This window comes from Tenacibaculum mesophilum (assembly GCF_003867075.1).
Classification (GTDB): domain Bacteria; phylum Bacteroidota; class Bacteroidia; order Flavobacteriales; family Flavobacteriaceae; genus Polaribacter; species Polaribacter mesophilus.
This window is the reverse complement of record NZ_CP032544.1, coordinates 1197446-1211586: the sequence shown is the minus strand read 5'-3', so window position 1 is coordinate 1211586 and position 14141 is coordinate 1197446. Positions and strand designations below refer to the sequence as shown.

Here is a 14141-nt window from a genome sequence, read left to right as displayed (position 1 = left end):
AAATTAATAAATATTTATAATAGGCTCTCTGGTAATTAAAGGAGTAATATCTTTTATAAATTGATGAAAGTGTGCAGAGTTATTATGTGCCTCTACAGCTGTTTTATCAATATACTCTTCATAAAACAAATAATTACCTTCACTAAATAGGTCTTTATGTAATTGATAGGTAATACATCCTGTTTCAGCGTTACTCGTTTTTACCATTTCTACAGCCAATTTCAAAAAATCGTTTTCTTTTCCTTGTTGAATTGCTATTTGAGCTATAATTACTTTTTGCATTGTGATGAATTAAAATTAAAACTCAAAAATACTGTCAAAGGTTTCTTGTAAATTGTAAAAAAACGACATCTTAAAATTCTAACGGGTTAAAACATCCTTAAAATTTTTAGTAGCTAAAATATTTCTAAATTCATTAATTTTAACTTTAGCATCAGGATGTATGTCGTTTCCGTCTTCAGTAAACCAAGCATGGGTACTACCAAGATAGTTCATACCTAAATATTTAGCACTTTCAATAAAAGGCATTTCAAAACCATTTCTACGGTCATTAGCACCAGAATTACTAATCATAGCCATGTTTTTGCCTCGCAACTGTCTACCTAAATCTTTTTTATAATGTAACAAGTCTGACAATCTATCAAAAAATATTTTTAGCGTAGCACTCATACTATACCAATATACAGGGGTGGCAAATATTAGTGTATCGTATTTACTAACAATTTCTTCTATAAGAGGGATAAAATCATCATCAGAATTGCTAAAATCATATTCAAATACACCAATTTTTTTGTTCTTAAGTCAATAAAATCAAAAGACTCGTTGTTGTTGAGGTAGTTAACCACTTTGTTTGTGTTTCCTACACTTTTAGAACTTGCTTGTATAATAACTGTTTTATTCATTCTGTCATTTATTTGGAAGTAAAGCTCAAAAAAATAAATAAAAGAATATCTTGGATTTAATTGTAATATTTGATAATAACCAAGAAAAAATCAATAGAAGAAGTCTATATTTTTGTACTTTTATGCTATAAAAAAAGCGGATGAACACAAATGCCTACATATTTTCTAAAAAAAGAAAGTTAAATGAATTTTCTACTAAAGAAGTTGTTGATAATGCTAAGAAGAAGCTGAAAAAATCAAGAAAAAAAATTAGTGATTTACAAGACACAATGTACGCAGAAGGTAAGTATAGTGTTTTATTGTGTTTACAAGGAATGGATACAGCCGGTAAAGATAGTTTAATTCGAGAAGTTTTTAAAGATGTTAATGCACGTGGAGTAGTAGTGCATAGCTTTAAAGTACCAACAGAATTAGAATTAAAACATGATTTTTTATGGCGTCATTATATAGCCTTGCCTGCTAAAGGAAAAATAGGAGTTTTTAATCGTACACATTATGAGAATGTTTTGGTAACAAGAGTGCATCCAGAGTATGTTTTTGCCGAAAATATTCCCACAGTAAATAACGTTGATGATTTAAATGATACTTTTTATCATGATAGAATGGAGCGTATTAATCAGTTTGAAAGGCATATATCTGAAAACGGAACAATTATTTTAAAGTTTTTTTTAAATATATCTAAAGAAGAACAGAAAAACAGATTATTACGTAGATTAAATATTCCAGAAAAAAACTGGAAATTTTCTGCGGGTGATTTAGAAGAACGAAAGTTATGGGATAAATATCAAGAGTGTTATGAAGATATGTTGTTGAGAACATCAACAAATTATGCTCCTTGGTATGTAATACCTGCAGATGATAAACCTACAGCACGTTACATTGTAGCAAAAACATTAGAAAAAGAATTAGAAAAATATAATTTTAAAGAGCCTACACTGCCAAAGAAAGTGTTAGACCAAATAGATGAATTTAAAAAAGAATTAACGAACGAATAATATATAGAAAAGACAATAATAGATAATATATGTAAAGTAAATAAAATATTGTCTTTAAGCACTACAAAAAATGAATTTAAATTTAACAAAACCAATCGTATTTTTTGATTTAGAAACAACAGGAATAAACATAGCTAAAGATAGAGTAGTTGAGATATCTATTTTAAAAGTGTTTCCTAATGGAAATAAAGAAAGTAAAACATGGTTGGTAAACCCAGAAATAGAAATACCTAAAGAAGCTTCAGAAATTCACGGAATTACAAACGAAAAAGTAGTTGCTGAGCCAACTTTTAAAGAATTAGCACCGCAAATTAATGAGTTAATAGGAGATGCAGATTTAGCAGGATTTAACTCTAATCGATTTGATATTCCTTTATTAGCAGAAGAGCTGCTGCGAGCAGGAATTGATTTTAATATGAATAATAGAAAAGCAGTTGATGTACAAACTATTTTTCATAAAAAAGAACAGAGAACACTAAGTGCTGGATATCAATTTTATTGTGGAAAAGAGTTAGTAGGAGCGCATGGAGCAGAAGCGGATACAAAGGCAACCTATGAAATTTTATTAGCACAGGTTGAAAAATATGAAGATTTAGAAAACTCAGTAGAAGCATTGAGTGAATTTTCAACCCACGGAAAAAGAGCAGATTTTGCAGGGTTTATTTTATTTAATGATAAAGATCAAGAAATTTTTTCTTTTGGAAAGTATAAGGGAAGAACTGTTGAAGAAGTATTTAAAGAAAACCCAGGATACAATGCTTGGATTCAGAATGCTGATTTTCCTTTGTACACAAAAAAGGTTTTAAAAGAAATAAAAGAACGAATGTCGGCACCGAAAGATACGATGACTGATGAAGAAAAGTTACAAGCCTTACAGCAAAAATTTAATTTAAGATAATCTTTAACATCTATTTTTAGTAATTATCTCAGTTGTTCTTTAATTTAGATAATACGAAACAAATACAGTAAAAATGTTTACAGAATATAAGGAATTACCCCAAAACGCAAGAGTTTGGGTGTATCAATCAAACAGAGAATTTACACAAGAGGAGGTAGAGCTTATCAGTGCAAAAGCATTACTTTTTATTGATAATTGGACGCGTCATGGAGACGATTTAAAAGGATCATTCACTATTAAGTACAATCAATTTTTGGTGTTGGGTGTAGATGAGAACTTTAATAATGCTTCAGGATGCTCAATAGATGCTTCTGTACGTTTTATTCAAGAGTTAGAAAAAGAGTTAGAATTAGATTTAATGGATAAAATGAATATTTCTTTTAAAGATGGAGATAATATTAATATCGTAAAACTACCAGAGTTCCAAAATTTTGCCAAAGAACAAAAAATAACCGCTAAAACGGTTGTTTTTAATAATATGGTAAATACTAAAGAAGATTTTGAAACAAAATGGGAAGTGCCAGCAAACCAGAGTTGGCATGCACGATTTTTGGTATAACTATTCATTCTATAAAAAAAGATGTAAAGCCTTACATGTTTTTTGTAAGGCTTGTTAAGGGATAATATATGAAAAGAAAAGTATTAACATTACTAACGTTTGTTTTTATACAAATAATTCAAGCCCAAGTCCAAGGAGTAAACCCTTTATTGGCAAAAGATTCTATAACACAAAATGTATGGGTAGATAGTATCATGAAAACTATGTCTGTTGATGAAAAAATAGGACAGTTGTTTATGATACAAGCATATTCAAATAAAGATAAAAAACACGAAGATTTTATTTCTAATATGGTTACAAAATACCATGTAGGAAATATTATTTTTATGCAAGGAACACCTGATAAACAAGTAGTTTTAAACAATAAATATCAAGAATTAGCAAAAATACCTTTAATGGTTGGTTTTGATGGCGAATGGGGCTTGGATATGCGTTTGAAAAACACGTATCGTTTTCCTTGGAACATGACATTAGGGGCTATTCAGGACACGGTTTTACTTCAGGAAGTAGGTAAAAGAATTGGAGAACACTGTAAACGAGTTGGAATTCATATAAATTTTGCTCCAGTTGTAGATATAAACACTAATCCTGATAACCCAATTATAGGAAACCGTTCTTTTGGAGAAGATAAAGAAAATGTAGCAGAAAAATCAATAGCATTTACAAAAGGAATGCAAGAGGTAGGAGTGTTAGCGAATGCAAAACACTTTCCAGGACACGGAGATACGGAAGCAGATTCTCACCACACGTTACCAACAATTAATTTTAGTAAAGAACGACTAGATTCAATAGAGTTATATCCATTCAAAAAAATATTTAAAGCAGGTGTAGGAAGTGTAATGACAGCGCACTTGAGTATTCCAGCTTTAGAAACGAATCCAAAATTACCATCATCATTATCAAAAAGTATTGTAACCAATCTGTTACAAAATCAGTTAGGCTTTAAAGGGTTGATTATCACGGATGGATTGAATATGAAAGGAGCTGCAAATTATTCAACACCAGCAGAAATAGACTTAGCAGCAATTTTGGCAGGAAACGATATGTTGTTGATTCCTCAAGATGTCCCTGAATCAATTAGGTTTATTAAGAAAGCCCTATTGGAAGGAAAATTAACAGAAGAGCGATTAAATCATTCAGTTAAAAAGATTTTAAAGGCAAAATACTTAGTAGGGTTAAACAAGTATAAGCCTATTACTACAGGAAATGTTGTAAAAGATATAAATACCCCTTATGATGAGGTTTTACATCGTAAATTGATAAAAAACGCTATTACAGTTCTAAAAAATGAAGGAGGAATTTTACCAATTAACAACCTTAAGGATAAAAAAGTAGCTTACATTTCTTTAGGAAGTGATACTGGATCAGATTTCTATGAAATGCTTAAAAACTATACGAAAGTAGATAAGGTTTCTGATAAGCATTTAAGTGTATTGAACAAGAAGTTAGAAAAGTACAATCTTATAGTTATAGGTTTTCATAAATCAAATAAAAACCCTTGGAAAGGTTACAAGTTTTCTAATAAAGACCTTGTATGGTTACAAGAAATAGCAAGGAACCATAAAGTTATTTTAGATGTTTTTGCTAGTCCGTATAGTCTACTTCAAGTTCCTTCTTTTACTAACATAGAAGGAGTTGTAATGTCATATCAAAATAGTAAGTTAGCTCAAGAGCTATCAGCGCAAGCCCTTTTTGGAGCTTTTAATTTAAAAGGAAAGTTGCCAGTATCTATAAAAAATGAGTTTAAAGCAGGGGATGGATTATTGGTAGATGGGTTGGATGTGTTACAATACACAATTCCTGAAGAAGCTGGAGTTTCTTCAGAAAAACTTTCAATTATTGATAAAAGAATTGATACAATTTTACAAGAAAAGATGGCTCCAGGTGGACAAATTTTAGTAGCCAAAGATGGAAAAGTAATTTATAATAAAAGTTTTGGTTATCATACCTTAGCAAAAAATAAACCAGTTAGGAATTCAGATATTTACGATTTAGCTTCTTTAACTAAAATTTTAGCTTCGTTACCCATGATAATGAAAGCAGAAGAAGAAAGAAAAATTAGTTTATTTTCAAACTTGGGAGATGTATTACCAAGGTATAGTAAATCGAATAAAGACACTTTGTTATTAAAAGAAGTATTATCCCATTATGGACGTTTACGTGCTTGGATTCCATTTTATTTGCATACTAAAGACAGTGTAACAGGAAAGAACTCTACACAGTTTTATAGAAAAAACAGAACTTCAAGGTTTAGTATAAAAGTAGCAAGAAATTTATACTTAGCTAAAGAATATAAAGATTCAATTTATAAACAAATAGTTGATTCTGAACAACGAAAAAGAGTAGGATATAAGTATAGTGATTTAGGCTACTATATTTTTAAAGAAATTATAGAAAGAAAATATAAAAGACCTTTAAATAAACTGGTTGAAGAACAGTTTTATCAACCTATTGGGGCAGATAGAATGACATACTTACCTTTAAATAAGTTTACTAAAGATGAAATTGTACCCACAGAAAGAGACAATTATTTTAGACATCAATTAGTTCATGGTTATGTTCACGACATGGGAGCAGCTATGTTAGGTGGAGTAGGAGGACATGCAGGGTTATTTGCAAATGCAAACGATGTAGCTAAAATTATGCAAATGTTTTTACAGGATGGATCTTATGGAGGAAAGAAGTACTTAGAGCCAGAAACAGTGCATAAGTTTAATAAACGCTATTATGAAAACAAAAGAGTACGTAGAGGGTTAGGTTTTGATAAACCACAATTAAACCCCAAAGTAAAAGCAACTTGTGGCTGTGTTTCGGATGTGAGTTTTGGACATAGTGGTTTTACTGGAACGTATACTTGGGCAGACCCAGCAACAGGTGTCGTGTATGTGTTTTTATCAAACAGAATTTATCCAACAATGAGAAATTATGGTTTAGTAAAAAGTAATATACGTACCAAAATTCAACAAGATATTCAAGATGCTATTTTGATGGTGGAGTAGGTGATAATTTGGTATATAAAAGAATAAGTAAAAAGGAAGTGAAAAAGTAGATTAAAGCTATTTTCCAACCCCAAAATATAGATATTATCCAACTTTGTATACAATAAAAGGAAGGAAATAAAATAGCGTTTACACCAAATCTAAAGGTATCTATAAACTCTATTTCATCGATTTTTCTACTTAAAAATTTCCAAATTGAATATGGAACTAAACTATTTAAAACAATTAAAAAGAATAAAGGGAGAGCGTAGTTAATACTACGCTTTTTTTGTACAAATACCTTTTTATTTCTTATAAGACTGTTTACTTCATCAACTTTAGTAAAATCTACTTGAGCATTATTTAAATTAGCTAAGGTAGTTTCATAACTTTCATTTTGTTCTATATGAACAGATAAGTTTTCTAATTGATTTGAAACAAGCTCTTTTATGTGTTTTACAGATTTATTTATGTTTTGTTTGTCGTAATAATCGTTAGCCAAAATTGGAGAACCAAAATGGATAGCAGTTTTTGAAGGGTAGCTAGATACGTTTTGATATGTAATTCCTACTGGAATAATATTTATTCGAGTGTCAGGGAAATTATCTAAAGTTTTAAAAATAATTCTTGTAAAGCCTTTACTAAGTGGTCTAATAGCTCTGTCTTTTTTGTGTGTTCCTTCAGGAAAGATTAGTAAAGTTTTATTATTTTTTAAAAGGAGTTGACATTTATTAAAAATTTCTTCATTCTTACTAAGTTGTTGTACACCGTCTCTAATACGATAAATAGGCATCATTCCAAGCGAGTTGAAAAACTTAGCAATAATAGGGTTGTTAAATACAGCTGCACGCACTAAAAAGTTTGTTCTCCTTTTTATATGTGTAGCTATAAGTATAGGGTCAATTAAGCCATTTGGGTGATTAGCTGTAAAGATTACGGCTTCTTTTTTGGGAATATGCTCACTTCCAATAATCGTTGTCTTTTTAGAGTAAAAGAATAAGCCAGTTTTTACAAAAGCTTTAAAAAAGTAGTACAACAGTGTTTTCATGTATTATTTATTTCTTCCCCAGTAAGTAGCTAACATTATTCCTGAAAAAATATCCCAAACACCCCAAAACGCAGCAAGAAGGGCCATTCCTCCTAGGCCATCAAAAAAACTAAAAATAAGTAGTAACCCTAAACCACCATTTTGTATTCCTGTTTCCATAGAAATAGTTTTAGAGTCCTTTTTATTTAATTTAAAAGATTTAGCAGTTACATAACCTATAATAAACGCATAAATATTATGAAATATTACAAGAAATAAAACTAGATGTATATAGTCTTTAAAAACATCAGCGTTATCATAAAGGGCTATTACAATTAATAAAAGGAAAAAGAAAATAGAAAATGGACGTAAAAGTTTATTGATTTTTTTAGCCATTTCATGATGATAGTGATTAACTAACATTCCTAAAACTATCGGAATTCCTAAAATAAGAAGGACAAGTTTAAAAAGTTCAAAAGGGTTTAAGGAAACACTTTTTAAAATTTCGTTAGTAGGCCCGTATAAACTACCCCATAATTGTAAGTTTAACGGGGTCATTACTAAACAAATTATCGTTGAAAATGCTGTTAAACTAACAGATAATGCAGCGTTACCTTTTGCCATTTTACTAAAAAAGTTAGAAACATTTCCTCCAGGGCAAGCAGCAATCATAATCATGCCTAAAGCAAAACTAGGGTATGGGTTAATAATATTGATAAGAATAAAGGTTAAAAAAGGAAGTAAAATAAACTGAGATAATAATCCAACAAATAATATTTTAGGTTCATTAATAAGTCTTTTAAAATCCTCTACCTTCATATCTAAAGCAATACCAAACATAATGATAGCTAGAGCAACATTAAGCATCCATAAAGCTTCAGTATCAAAATTAATCTTAATACTATCAATTTGTAAAGTGTTAATGTTTAAAGGCATATTCTATTATGTTAGCCCCCATTTGTAGAGCTTTTGTTCTAATTTCTTTTGGATTGTTATGTACGGCAGTATCTTCCCATCCATCACTTAAATCACTTTCGTAATCATAAAAAACTATAAGTCTACCTTCATAGAACAAACCAAAACCTTGAGGAGGTTTTTTATCATGTTCGTGAATTTTTGGCAAGCCTTTAGGAAAGGAAAAAGTTTGATGATAAATAGGGTGATTGCTGGGAATTTCTTGAAGTTGTAATTCAGGAAAAACTTTTTTTAATTCTCTTCGTATGTATTTATCAAGACCATAATTATCTGATACATGTAAAAAGCCTCCTGAAATAAGATAACTTCTTAGTATTGAAATTTCATTATTTGTAAATAAAATATTACCATGTCCGGTTATGAAAACTATTGGGTAGTCAAAGATAGTTTCGTCGTCTAGCGTAATGTTTTGTATGTTTTTGTCAATCTGGGTTTTCGTGTTTTGATTAGTGAATTTTACAAGGTTAGGTAAAGCTGTAGGATTTGCATACCAATCACCACCTCCTTTATATTGTATAACAGCTATTTCTTGAGAAAAAATATTTTGACTTAATAGAAAAATAAAAAGCAGGGAGAGGTTTTTCATGAATTAACTTGAATTTAAAAGCAATATAGTAAAACAACAATAAAAAACACTAACAAATTTGTTATCGCCTTCTTTTCTTTAAAAAAAATAATTCTTTTGAATATGAAAGCTAATTAATAAAGTATTATGTAGTTCTTAAATAAAAAAAACACCAATAATAAATATTGATGTTTTTAAGCTATAGCTTCCTCTTCTTCGTAATTGAGAAATAAATTACACCTCAATAAATTTTTTAGAAATTTCACATTATAAATTGAAAACCCCTTCAACTATTTTCAATTACTAATTTTTTAATTTCTCATCACAAATATAGCTTAAGAGTAAAATATAAGGGTTCGAAAACGTCCATTTTGGATGTTTTCGAACTGTCTTTTTATAAAAAGATTATAAAATTAATTTAAAACAATTACAGATAAGTTTTTAAATTGAACAGGTGTATAACCTGTATGCTTTTTAAAAACGGTATAAAACGTAGATTTAGAATTGAATCCAGACTCAAGCCCTATAGAAGTTATTGTATAGCTAGTATAGTCGGGGTCTAATAAAAGTGTTTTAGCTAAATCTATTCTCATTTCATTTAAGTAATCTGTAAAAGATTTTTTAGCAATATTATTAATAATAAGAGAAAGTGTGCTAGAACTTAGCTCTGTGTCTTTTGATAGATCTTGTAGAGTATATTTGTTAAGTAAAAATTTCTTTTTAGATCTAATGAACTTATCTATTTCTATAAATTGTTCTTTTTGTTTTTCTACTTGATTTTTAGAGAAGTTTTTTTCAGTGTTCAAATTAATTGTATCAATACTAAAATCACCATTTAAATCAATTAAAAGTGACTCTCTAATTCTTTCACGCTCTTTTAATACACGAATTTGTTTTAACCCTTGGTAGCCTAACCAATAAATTAAGACTGTAGTATAAACTCTTAAAGGATAATAGGAGAATAAGAAACCGGTAAAGTTCATTTTTACTTTAACAATTAGAGCTAAAATCCAAAGAGCATACCCAATTGAAGTTAAAATGAAGAATGTATAAATCCATCTAAGATTATCAAAAGATAGAATTTTAGGAAACAATTTTTCTTTTTTGTATAAAATGTAAAATGAATAAACAAAAATACTTAGTGAAGTAATTAAACTAAAAATCTCTTCAATAGAAGTATACCGTTCATAAATAAAATTTAGGTACTCTCTAGATGCTGAATCACTGTAGTAAAGAACAAAACTGATTTGACCTATAACAAGAATTAAAAAGAGAGGTATTATAATCTTTAATATTTTGTACGACTTTTCAGCAAGATTTAAATAATGAATTAAAAACATATATAAAAAAGGCATTGCTAAAAAGTGCCAAGGCACTTGTACATAGTCTAAAGCAAATTTATGTTGAACGAGCTCTTTTTCTAAAGCCCAAGATTGTATATTATTTAATGATATTGCAAGTATTAATAAGTTTAGGTATATCATACTTTTTTCTCGTCCATTTTTAGAACAAAAAAGTATTATACTAAAAGCAAAACCATGAATGGCACTAATTAACAAAAAGAGATTAAAAAAATCTGCTGTAGTCAAAATAAAACACTTTAAAAGAGTTAAATATACGAAAAATGAATTATTGATGTAAATAGGATATGCTTTGAACTACATTTAAGCCTGCGGTTTCTGTTCTAAGTCTATTCTTTCCTAAAGAAATAGGGATGAATTTCTTGTTTAATGACTCTTGTATTTCTTCAGGAGAAAAATCACCTTCGGGTCCAATAAGCACTGTATATTTTGATGTTAGAGAAGCAACGTTTTTTAAAAACTTTTTTTCAGTATCATTTTCACAATGAGCAATAAAAATTTCTTCTGAAAAATCATTTTTTATGAAGTCAGAAAAATTTATTGGAGGGTTAAGTTTAGGCAATGTAAATTGTAGTGATTGTTTCATTGCAGATTGTATAATTCTTTCTAAACGGTCAACTTTTACAACTTTTCTTTCTGAGTTTTTACAAATAATAGGGGTTATTTCATCAATACCAATTTCTGTAGCTTTTTCTAAAAACCATTCTAAGCGATCGTTGTTTTTCGTAGGTGCTATAGCTACGTGTAAATAATAATCTCTTGTACTAGGTTTTTCTTCGTATTTAATAATTTTGGCAATACACTTTTTATCATTTCCAATAATTATTTCAGCAAAAAAAAGAATACCATTTCCATTGGTGATATGTAATATGTCCCCTTCTTTTTTCCGTAAAACACGAATTATATGACGACTTTCATCTTTGTTGAAAGTAATTTCTTTTGAAGTGATTAATAAATCCGGATTATAAAAAAGTTGCATTATAAATCGAGTTTGTATGTTCTTCTTCTTTTGTGAATTTTAGGACTAAAATCTTTCCAAATTTGATGAATTGCATGATTTTCTTCAAGTTCAGGGGTTCTAATACAGTTTTGAATTCCTTTAGCCAAAAATATAGGATGAAATTGCTCAAAAATAATGGCTGTAACTCCTTTGTTTTGATATTCGGGATCAACTCCAATTAAATAAAAAGTAACATCTTTAGAGTTTTTTCTTGCATTCAACAAGTGGAAAATTCCGAAAGGAAAAAGTTTTCCTTTTGCTTTTTGTAAAGCTTTAGAAAAAGAAGGCATAACAATAGCAAATGCGACTAGTTTATGATTTTCGTCAACAACAAATTTTATATACTCAGGGTTTATAAAGCTTATATATTTCTTTTTAAAATAAGCTATTTGAGCATCTGAAATAGGTACATAAGTTGATAGTTTGGAATATGTTTTACTAAACAAGTTAAACATTTCATCAACATAAGGCATAATTTTATCTGTAGAAGTAAAGTTTAAAGGAGTTAAGTTGTATCTCCTTTGAATTATATTACTAGCCTTTCTATATTTCTTAATATCAACGTTACTGAAAGAGAATATACTTTCGATGTATTCTTTTTCTTTAGTAAACCCTAAATTCTCTAGGTGTTTCGCATAATAAGGATGATTGTACCATGTAATCATAGTTCCAATGTGGTCAAACCCTTCAATAAGAACTCCTGTTTTATCTAAATTATTAAAACCAACAGGACCTTCTATGTATTCTAAGTTATTTTCGCGACCTATTTCAGCAACTTTATTTAGTAAAGCTTTAGATACTTCAATATTATCAATAACATCAAACCAGCCAAAACGTATTTTTTTTATATGCTGCTTTTCTACTTCATAAGAATTGATAATAGCTACAACTCTACCAACTATTTCATTGTTTTTTAATGCTAAGAAAAAACGAGCTTTGGCATGTTCAAAAACAGGATTTTTATTTTTGTCAAAGCTTTCAATTTCATCCTTAATAATAGGAGGAACCCAGTACTTATTGTTTTTATAAAGAGAAAAAGGAAACTTAACAAATTGTTTCATTCCCTTTTTGGTAGTTATTTCTTTAATTTGAATCATTTTACAAATTTAAGGCTTTTAATTATCCTCCTTTTCTTTTTCCTTTTCTTTCTCTTGTTGTTCTTCTTTTTTAATTTCTTCTTCTAGCTTTTTTATTTCTTTTTCAAGCTTTAAACGTTCTTTTTCTTTACGCTTAGCCTCTTTTTCTTCTTCTTTTTTAATTTGTTTCTCAAGTTTTAAGCGTTCTTTTTCTTTACGCCTCGCTTCTTTTTCGGCTTTCTTCTTAGCTTTTTTAGCAGCTTTTCTTTCTTCTTTAGCTGTTTTTTTCTTTTGTTTTTTATCTTCTTTAACAATCATATCAACCAAAGACCCTTGGCGTTCTCTCTTAGGTTTTTCGTTTAAAAGCTCTCCATTACCTGAGTCATTATCTAAATCAACTTTTCTCTTCTCTTTTTTAGAAAATAGTTTTCCTACTTTACTAAACATTCGACCAAAGAAATTCCTATTCTCGTCATACTTAACAGGTTTTTCTTCTTCAATCTTGTTTCCAAATTCATCTATTTCAACAAAATCGTCTTTATGTCTATTAAGTCTGTATGATACTCCTAAAGAACTATATATACCAATTTCATCTTGTTGTAAGTTTGCCCTTAAAGAAGCATTGAACTGTAAGTTTTCACTAAAAAGATAGGCGGCACCTGCTCCTATATTAGTTTTTTTCTCATATTCTTCAAAAATACCTTGTATTTCAGCAAAACCAGACCAATAATCATTAAAGTTATAGGTACCCGTTACTATGTAAGAAAGTTGAGAAAAATCAGTTCCAATATAATCATAATGTAGGTTAGTAATTACATTTAATTTGTCAGAAAATTCATTTTGTAATAAAATACCAACTTTAGGACTAAACCCACCTCTTTCATGATAATCAGTTAAAAAACTTCCAATATTTATACCAGCAGAAACACCAATGTGTGGTATCCACCTTTTCCAGTCGAAAGAATGTCTTTTTTTCCAACTTCTTATTTCTTTGCTCTTATCATCATATTTAGGAGCATAAATCAGATATTTTGCACCTAGACTAAATTGACTTAACCCTGTTTTATTATATGATGACTCAAAAATGTTTTTAAATGCTATTTTATCTCTTTGTAAAGAAGTATTAAAGTTTACTTCTAATTTTTCAGAAATAAAGCTGGTTCTAAAAAACAAGTTTAATCCTAAGGCTTCAGGATTGCTAAAAGTAGGTGTAGCATTCATTTTTCTATAAAAAATACTTGTTTCGAACTGATAAACACCCGAGCCAACACTATAAGGGCTTTCAGAAAAACCTGGCTTATTTGAATTTATAACAGGTGTATATTGCGCGTTAGTAGTTAGAATAGAGCAAAAAACAAAAAGGATAAGAAGTTTCTTAATCATATAATAAATCCAAATTTTCAGGTTGTACAAACATACGTAAAAATACAATTACCTATATAATATAAGTTTTGTAAACTCTTAACGCTTCCTTTTGCTTCAAATTGTTATTTTTGATTGATTTTTTTATTTTAAGAAAAAGATGACATATTTAAATGAAGCTGGACCTGTGAATTTTTTAAAAACCATATTAATTATTCTGTTAGTTTATTACGTTATTAAGTTTTTAGCGAAACTTTTTGGACCATACTTAATAAAAAAAGCAGTAGACAAAGTACAAAAGAAAGCTGAACAACAGTATAGAAACCAACAACAAGCATCTGATGTTGAAGTAGGAAAAACTGTTATTGATAAAAAGCCAAGTAATTCTAAAGAAAGTAATAATTCTGTTGGCGAGTACGTTGACTATGAAGAAATAGACTAAC

General features: G+C 29.0%; 15 protein-coding genes. 5 read left to right on the top strand and 10 right to left on the bottom strand.

Annotated features, from left to right (window positions below; genetic code table 11):
• Positions 1 to 3 precede the first annotated feature (3 nt).
• From D6200_RS05475 to D6200_RS15375, 3 genes are all read right to left on the bottom strand, one after another.
• The gene (locus D6200_RS05475; RefSeq protein WP_047789643.1) at positions 4 to 282 is read right to left on the bottom strand and encodes a putative quinol monooxygenase; all 279 of its coding nucleotides are present in this window, start codon (positions 280 to 282) and stop codon (positions 4 to 6) included.
• A gap of 78 nt (positions 283 to 360) precedes the next feature.
• The gene (locus D6200_RS05470) at positions 361 to 699 is read right to left on the bottom strand and encodes a flavodoxin family protein (protein WP_240627215.1); all 339 of its coding nucleotides are present in this window, start codon (positions 697 to 699) and stop codon (positions 361 to 363) included.
• A 29-nt stretch (positions 700 to 728) separates the two neighbouring features.
• Positions 729 to 902, bottom strand: a complete 174-nt coding sequence (locus D6200_RS15375; protein WP_206337273.1) for a hypothetical protein — start codon at positions 900 to 902, stop codon at positions 729 to 731.
• Positions 903 to 1042: 140 nt separating this feature from the next.
• Here D6200_RS15375 and D6200_RS05465 point away from each other — a divergent pair, with 140 nt between their 5' ends.
• From D6200_RS05465 to D6200_RS05450, 4 genes are all read left to right on the top strand, one after another.
• The gene (locus tag D6200_RS05465; RefSeq protein ID WP_047789645.1) at positions 1043 to 1897 is read left to right on the top strand and encodes a PPK2 family polyphosphate kinase; all 855 of its coding nucleotides are present in this window, start codon (positions 1043 to 1045) and stop codon (positions 1895 to 1897) included.
• 70 nt (positions 1898 to 1967) lie between these two features.
• Positions 1968 to 2795: a 3'-5' exonuclease gene (locus D6200_RS05460; protein WP_047789646.1), complete on the top strand. Its 828-nt coding sequence runs from the start codon at positions 1968 to 1970 to the stop codon at positions 2793 to 2795.
• A 73-nt stretch (positions 2796 to 2868) separates the two neighbouring features.
• Positions 2869 to 3354 carry an ABC transporter ATPase gene (locus D6200_RS05455; RefSeq protein WP_073183230.1) on the top strand — a complete coding sequence of 162 codons (486 nt, stop codon included), beginning with the start codon at positions 2869 to 2871 and terminating at the stop codon, positions 3352 to 3354.
• Positions 3355 to 3422: 68 nt separating this feature from the next.
• Positions 3423 to 6353: a glycoside hydrolase family 3 N-terminal domain-containing protein gene (locus D6200_RS05450; RefSeq protein WP_073183227.1), complete on the top strand. Its 2931-nt coding sequence runs from the start codon at positions 3423 to 3425 to the stop codon at positions 6351 to 6353.
• Here the strand turns inward: D6200_RS05450 and D6200_RS05445 are convergent.
• The 7 genes from D6200_RS05445 to D6200_RS05415 form a co-directional block, all read right to left on the bottom strand.
• Positions 6334 to 7380, bottom strand: coding sequence for a 1-acyl-sn-glycerol-3-phosphate acyltransferase (locus tag D6200_RS05445; protein ID WP_073183225.1), 1047 nt, complete (start codon positions 7378 to 7380; stop codon positions 6334 to 6336). The genes D6200_RS05450 and D6200_RS05445 overlap by 20 nt on opposite strands.
• 3 nt (positions 7381 to 7383) lie before the next feature.
• Positions 7384 to 8295 (bottom strand): bile acid:sodium symporter family protein, encoded by a 912-nt coding sequence (locus tag D6200_RS05440; protein ID WP_073183222.1) that lies wholly within the window; start codon positions 8293 to 8295, stop codon positions 7384 to 7386.
• The gene (locus D6200_RS05435) at positions 8279 to 8920 is read right to left on the bottom strand and encodes a DUF4159 domain-containing protein (protein ID WP_073183220.1); all 642 of its coding nucleotides are present in this window, start codon (positions 8918 to 8920) and stop codon (positions 8279 to 8281) included. The genes D6200_RS05440 and D6200_RS05435 overlap by 17 nt, the downstream gene beginning before the upstream one ends.
• Positions 8921 to 9312: 392 nt before the next feature.
• Positions 9313 to 10383, bottom strand: a complete 1071-nt coding sequence (locus D6200_RS05430) for a helix-turn-helix domain-containing protein (protein WP_125064378.1) — start codon at positions 10381 to 10383, stop codon at positions 9313 to 9315.
• 145 nt (positions 10384 to 10528) lie between these two features.
• Entirely contained in the window at positions 10529 to 11239 is a 711-nt protein-coding gene (locus tag D6200_RS05425) for a 16S rRNA (uracil(1498)-N(3))-methyltransferase (RefSeq protein WP_047789653.1), read from the bottom strand.
• Positions 11239 to 12357 (bottom strand): GTP cyclohydrolase, encoded by a 1119-nt coding sequence (locus D6200_RS05420; protein ID WP_073183216.1) that lies wholly within the window; start codon positions 12355 to 12357, stop codon positions 11239 to 11241. The genes D6200_RS05425 and D6200_RS05420 overlap by 1 nt, the downstream gene beginning before the upstream one ends.
• Positions 12358 to 12375: 18 nt before the next feature.
• Positions 12376 to 13719 (bottom strand): transporter, encoded by a 1344-nt coding sequence (locus D6200_RS05415; RefSeq protein ID WP_073183214.1) that lies wholly within the window; start codon positions 13717 to 13719, stop codon positions 12376 to 12378.
• 139 nt (positions 13720 to 13858) lie between these two features.
• On the opposite strand from D6200_RS05415, the gene D6200_RS05410 reads away from it, so the two are divergent.
• The gene (locus tag D6200_RS05410) at positions 13859 to 14140 is read left to right on the top strand and encodes a DUF4834 family protein (RefSeq protein WP_047789655.1); all 282 of its coding nucleotides are present in this window, start codon (positions 13859 to 13861) and stop codon (positions 14138 to 14140) included.
• The last annotated feature ends 1 nt before the right edge of the window (position 14141 follow it).

Coding starts and splice junctions, on each gene's coding strand:
- D6200_RS05420 (WP_073183216.1), bottom strand. CDS start 12,357: ATGATTCAAATTAAAGAAATAACTACCAAAAAGGGAATGAAACAATTT.
- D6200_RS05475 (WP_047789643.1), bottom strand. CDS start 282: ATGCAAAAAGTAATTATAGCTCAAATAGCAATTCAACAAGGAAAAGAA.
- D6200_RS05465 (WP_047789645.1), top strand. CDS start 1,043: ATGAACACAAATGCCTACATATTTTCTAAAAAAAGAAAGTTAAATGAA.
- D6200_RS05435 (WP_073183220.1), bottom strand. CDS start 8,920: ATGAAAAACCTCTCCCTGCTTTTTATTTTTCTATTAAGTCAAAATATT.
- D6200_RS05450 (WP_073183227.1), top strand. CDS start 3,423: ATGAAAAGAAAAGTATTAACATTACTAACGTTTGTTTTTATACAAATA.
- D6200_RS05455 (WP_073183230.1), top strand. CDS start 2,869: ATGTTTACAGAATATAAGGAATTACCCCAAAACGCAAGAGTTTGGGTG.
- D6200_RS05410 (WP_047789655.1), top strand. CDS start 13,859: ATGACATATTTAAATGAAGCTGGACCTGTGAATTTTTTAAAAACCATA.
- D6200_RS05430 (WP_125064378.1), bottom strand. CDS start 10,383: ATGATATACCTAAACTTATTAATACTTGCAATATCATTAAATAATATA.
- D6200_RS05460 (WP_047789646.1), top strand. CDS start 1,968: ATGAATTTAAATTTAACAAAACCAATCGTATTTTTTGATTTAGAAACA.
- D6200_RS05415 (WP_073183214.1), bottom strand. CDS start 13,719: ATGATTAAGAAACTTCTTATCCTTTTTGTTTTTTGCTCTATTCTAACT.
- D6200_RS05440 (WP_073183222.1), bottom strand. CDS start 8,295: ATGCCTTTAAACATTAACACTTTACAAATTGATAGTATTAAGATTAAT.
- D6200_RS05425 (WP_047789653.1), bottom strand. CDS start 11,239: ATGCAACTTTTTTATAATCCGGATTTATTAATCACTTCAAAAGAAATT.
- D6200_RS15375 (WP_206337273.1), bottom strand. CDS start 902: ATGAATAAAACAGTTATTATACAAGCAAGTTCTAAAAGTGTAGGAAAC.
- D6200_RS05445 (WP_073183225.1), bottom strand. CDS start 7,380: ATGAAAACACTGTTGTACTACTTTTTTAAAGCTTTTGTAAAAACTGGC.